Consider the following 4,442-nt stretch of genomic DNA (forward strand, 5'->3'; position numbering starts at 1 on the left):
ATCCTGAGGTCAATAGAACTAGTAGCCGCCTGTGGGATCTCGTCGGCCAGGCAACGCTTGCCGAGAGGCCGGCATCTTGTACTGGTGGCCTCCCTTCAGACGACAGCGTGAGTGAACGACATTCAGCGGGCTTCACGTGGGCGGCCAACTTTAGGCAGCCACCTCGTCACCGCGTTCTCATCTGCGGTCGTCAGCCCGTGGCCGACGGGTAGCACGACCAGCGACGTGGCTGCGCCTGCGGACTCGAACTGACGCGCGAGCGCGGGTCCATCAGATGGGTTACGCCGTGCATCGCCCTCACCACTCACGAGGAGGACCGGATAGCCGCTCAGTGGCGGGAAGACCCTTTCAAGAAACGGGGACAACGGCCGCAGCAGAATCGCACCCGCGGACAGATCCGGGGCGCGCACGATGGCGGCCGCCGCTGCGATGGCCCCGTTCGAGAACCCGAGCAAGATCGGCAACTCGGAGTACGCGTCTTGCAGACCTTCAAGCAGGTCTTGGATGGGCAGCTCCGTGCTGGAGGTCCCTCTCATCGAGAGTGCGGTCGGGGTTGCGGTGGAAGAACGCGAACCCCTCCTCCCACGCGATGCGCCCCCGCACAGAAATGATCGTGTGGCCAGGGCAGGCGGCCCGGGCGAAGCTCAGAAGCGTGTTCTCGTCCTGTCCGCTGCCGTGCAGCACGACCACAGGCGCCAGGTTCTCAGGCGTCGGCCATGACCACGAGCGCAGTTCGGTGGATTCGAGCACCACGCCATCGTGCCCCAGATGCAGAGGTTGGGGCGTCCGGACGACGACGTCAGGATCGGATGCAGTATCCGCTCCTGCCGCTGGTCGGCCGCGCCGATTGTCAAGTGGCGCCGTTCCCCCTCAGCCAGGGAAAGCTGCGTCGAAGACCATCAGTGGTTCTGCCTCGGTGCCACCGAACGGCGTCCTTGCCCAGTCGCTCCACACGTTGAGCGTCACAAGGCCGGCGGCGAGCAGGTCGGCCTCGATCTGCGAGCGGTCGCGGAACTGCAAGGACTGCTCCACATCGAGGACATCGCCGGTCTCGACGAACTCGTTGTGGCAGTGCATGCGAACGACACCATCCTCGTCCGGCGGTTCGGTGGTAACGGATTCGCGGAGCAAACCAACGGGTGTGTCTCGCTCTCCCACCGGGTCGTTCCAACTCTTCCACGCGTGCGCTGCAGGGTTTCGTGCCTCGAACACCAGGCGCCCGTTGGGCGTGAGGGCACGAGCGATCGCTGCCAACGTGGTGTGCCAGTCGTCTCCGATGATGTGCATGACGACGTTCCCGCTCATGATTATGAGGTCGGTCGTGTGAGGCGTGAGTACGTCGCCGGTGCCCAGGACCCAGTTGACAGCCTCACCTCCGGGCCGGGTTGCTGCGCGTTCGAGCATCGCCGGCGCGGGGTCAATCCCCGTCACGGTGCGCCCAGCCCTCGCCAGGGTCACCGTCAGCAGACCGGTGCCGCAGCCTAGATCAACGATGCGGTTCGCACCGAGGTGGTCTGCGAACCCTCGGAAGAAGTCGTGGTCGGGGCCGTCGGGGTTGTCGACGTCATACAGCACGGCCAGGCGCGGATCGTCGTAGCTCAAGCTGTACCTCTCAGGTGGAAGAGGCGCCAGTGTGCGCGACGATCCCGACGTGCGGCAACCTCAATCTTTATCACTCATCTGCCGCGCTGAGCGTGGCCGCACGCTACTGCCGCCCCTCGTGAGTTCTTTCGCGGGCCGCGACCGCTCCGGCCTGTAACGGGTCCCACTGTGCTCACTCACTCGGGAACACGATGGTGCCTGTCCACCCGGTGTGCTCGGTGCCTCTTTGGAATCTCGTGCCGTACGTCAAGTCCACCCCGTCCACCACGATCACTGTCTCAGCGTCCACGGGAGCGACCTTCAGGACCATCTNTTCGGACCGTCGAGGTTGTGAACGCGGTAGATCACCTCCGTTGCGTTGTGCGGCACGGCCCCTTCGGGCTCGACGAGCAGCCGCGGTCTCGCAGCGCGGTGCTCGGCCGCCTCAGCTGCATCGGCCGAGCGCCTGGAATCGCCTCGGGCGCGGAAAGCGACCGCCACGCAGGCCACGGCGGCAAGGATGCTTGCTACCGAGATCGCCAACGCCTACCTCTAACCCCCATGTGACCCACATCACTTACACAGACATCTTGACAAGCTCTGACCGTACGCCCCTGACCCGCGACGTGCACCTCGTCAACAAGCCCACTGATCCCGTGCACGGGCTACGGCACCGCCGGCCCTCGGCGCTGGATGACCCTGATCGCACCGGCGCGGGCATCGATCTCCCCGCCGTCATCGCGATCCCCGAGACTTGGCCCGTGCCACATCCCGCTCAGCCGCCCGCCGCCCGCCCGCTCACGCTGCACCTCGGTGTCGTGCTCGAACCCCGCGCGGCCGAGCTCGTGCGCTCGGCACTCGAGACAACCCTGTCCGAGCGCCTGGCCGCCCGCTTTCCCGGGACCCGGTGGACGGTGTCCGTGGCCCACGAGGTCCTCACCCGGCCACCGGCCGGCCGCACCGAGCTCCTCGAGGAGACCCGGGACCGCATGCTCGACGCGGACTGGGACCTCGCCGTCGTCCTGACCGACTCCCCACTACGCGACGGGCACCGCACCCTCGCCGTCGTCACCAGCCCGGTGCACGGCGTCGGCCTGGTCTCCGTCCCGGCGCTAGGACCAGTGCGAGTGCAGCGGCGGGCGGAGGAGACCGTCGTCGGTGTCGTGACCACGCTGCTCGGCGCGGAGGCCGAAGGGCGCTCGCCAGATCGGCGGCTGCGTCAGCTCGCGGCCGACACCAAGGACCATCCTGGGGACAACGCGGTGGAGTTCGCGGCCCGCGTGCTCGGCGGGAACCTCTGGGTTCTGCTTGGGATGGTGCGCGCGAACCAACCATGGCGCCTCGCCCTCCGACTGTCGCGCTCGCTCACCGTCGCCGCCGCCAGCGGCGTCGCAGCGCTCGTCACCTCCGACCTGTGGTCGCTGTCCGCCTCCTACGGGTCGCTCAGACTCACCGGCCTCGGGGTGCTGTCGGTCGGCGCCCTCACCCTCGCGCTCGTCCTCGGCGGCGGCCTGTGGGAACGCGCGCGGCACCGCCGGGAACGCGAGCAGGTGGTCCTCTTCAACCTCGCCACCCTCGCGACCGTCGTCATCGGCGTGCTGGTCTACTACCTCGCGCTGTTCGTCCTGGCATGGCTCGGCGCGCTGCTCCTCGTCCCGGAGTCGGTGTATGCCACCTCGGTGGGCACGGCACTTGGCGCAGCGGAGTACGGGCGCCTTGCCTGGCTCACGGCGACGATCGCCACGGTCGGCGGCGCCCTCGGCGCGGGCCTGGAAGACTACGCCGACGTGCGCGACGCCGCCTACACCCACACCAGCGAGGCAGTCCAGCCGGTGGGCCGCGACACCAACCAGGACGGACCAACACACACCTGACCACGGCGGCTGAGCCGAGACCGGGGCCGCGCCCAGCCCGTCGCGACTCCCAACTCGCACCGGCCCCCTGCCCGATACCGCGCCAACGCGCCCTTTCGCCGCGAGACGGGCCACATGCAATACCCGCTGGTCCGACCCTCACCCGGGCTCTGAAGCGCGCCGTGCCATCCCGCAGCCATCGTCCCGTAAGACCATCCCCTTGCGGACACATCGTCAGACAGACGCGCGGCCAGACGTGCTGGCCGAACCGACCCTCAGTCGAACCGCCGCAGGCCATCTCGACAGAGACCTCTGACTGCATAACTATGCACTCAGTGGGAGACCTCTCAAACGTCCCCATCTGCCGCTGGCCGCGTGTTGGGCTCACCGGGTCAGGCGGGGCGGGACAGCTCGTGTTCGACGGCTCGACGGATCCAGGCGGAGACTGAACGGTCGTCCGCTTCCGCAGCGCGCTTGACCTCCTCGAGCAGGTCAGCTGGGAAGCGCACCGGCACGGGCGCGCTCATCGGACGCTTGCGACGACGCGCAGGTCCCTGGGGCTCCTGGTTGCGCGGGTCGGCGTAGAAGTCGTACTCCTGCTCCGGCGTCATCGGCCGGCTGTCGTCAGTGCTCATCACGGTCCCTCCGGTACGTAGCGGCGAGGCCCGAAGACGCCTCGTAGCAGCCGATCGGTCGGCACTTGCTCGGATCGCCCGACCGAGATGGGGCCAGCGGGACGATGAGGACTCGCCCACTGACCTCCGCGAGCATCAACCAGTGGGCGGGCGGCTTGGGCGGGTAGAACAGCGGATCACTGCTCCACGCGTCGATCACATCGTCCAGCCCCAGGTGTGGATGCTTGAACAGGTGAGCGGCTTGCTCGTCGATCTCGAAGGGCTCGGTGTCATCGAGCGCCTCAAGGTCGAACGCTTCGCTCACAAGTCGAGTGTATTACAGACGACTACGCGCGCAACTGCCCCAGGCCGGTAGGCCGATGTCCCGAGCCCC

At 67.8% G+C, this 4,442-nt stretch carries 5 protein-coding genes; 1 reads left to right on the plus strand and 4 read right to left on the minus strand.

From position 1 onward, the window contains the following. Positions 1-489 precede the first annotated feature (489 nt). Both FJR00_RS15440 and FJR00_RS15445 read right to left on the minus strand, forming a co-directional pair. On the minus strand, positions 490-750 hold the full coding sequence (locus FJR00_RS15440; RefSeq protein ID WP_141339606.1) for an alpha/beta hydrolase: 261 nt from the start codon (positions 748-750) through the stop codon (positions 490-492). Between the two features lie 120 nt (positions 751-870). Then, positions 871-1,602, minus strand: coding sequence for a class I SAM-dependent methyltransferase (locus tag FJR00_RS15445; protein WP_181409674.1), 732 nt, complete (start codon positions 1,600-1,602; stop codon positions 871-873). A gap of 740 nt (positions 1,603-2,342) precedes the next feature. Here FJR00_RS15445 and FJR00_RS15450 point away from each other — a divergent pair. After that, a complete protein-coding gene (locus FJR00_RS15450) occupies positions 2,343-3,455 on the plus strand; it encodes a hypothetical protein (RefSeq protein ID WP_238330544.1) in 1,113 nt (370 codons plus the stop codon). A 371-nt stretch (positions 3,456-3,826) separates the two neighbouring features. Here the strand turns inward: FJR00_RS15450 and FJR00_RS15455 are convergent, their stop codons facing one another. After that, a complete protein-coding gene (locus tag FJR00_RS15455) occupies positions 3,827-4,069 on the minus strand; it encodes a YlcI/YnfO family protein (RefSeq protein WP_075958499.1) in 243 nt (80 codons plus the stop codon). Next, the gene (locus FJR00_RS15460; RefSeq protein ID WP_141339610.1) at positions 4,059-4,373 is read right to left on the minus strand and encodes a hypothetical protein; all 315 of its coding nucleotides are present in this window, start codon (positions 4,371-4,373) and stop codon (positions 4,059-4,061) included. Before FJR00_RS15460 ends, FJR00_RS15455 begins: the two co-directional genes overlap by 11 nt. Positions 4,374-4,442 lie beyond the last annotated feature (69 nt).

This window comes from Ornithinimicrobium kibberense, from assembly GCF_006519705.1.
GTDB lineage: Bacteria > Actinomycetota > Actinomycetes > Actinomycetales > Dermatophilaceae > Ornithinicoccus > Ornithinicoccus kibberensis.

What these genes read in the sequence shown, in the direction of transcription:
- FJR00_RS15455 (WP_075958499.1), bottom strand. Translation starts at nt 4,069, where the DNA reads ATGAGCACTGACGACAGCCGGCCGATGACGCCGGAGCAGGAGTACGAC.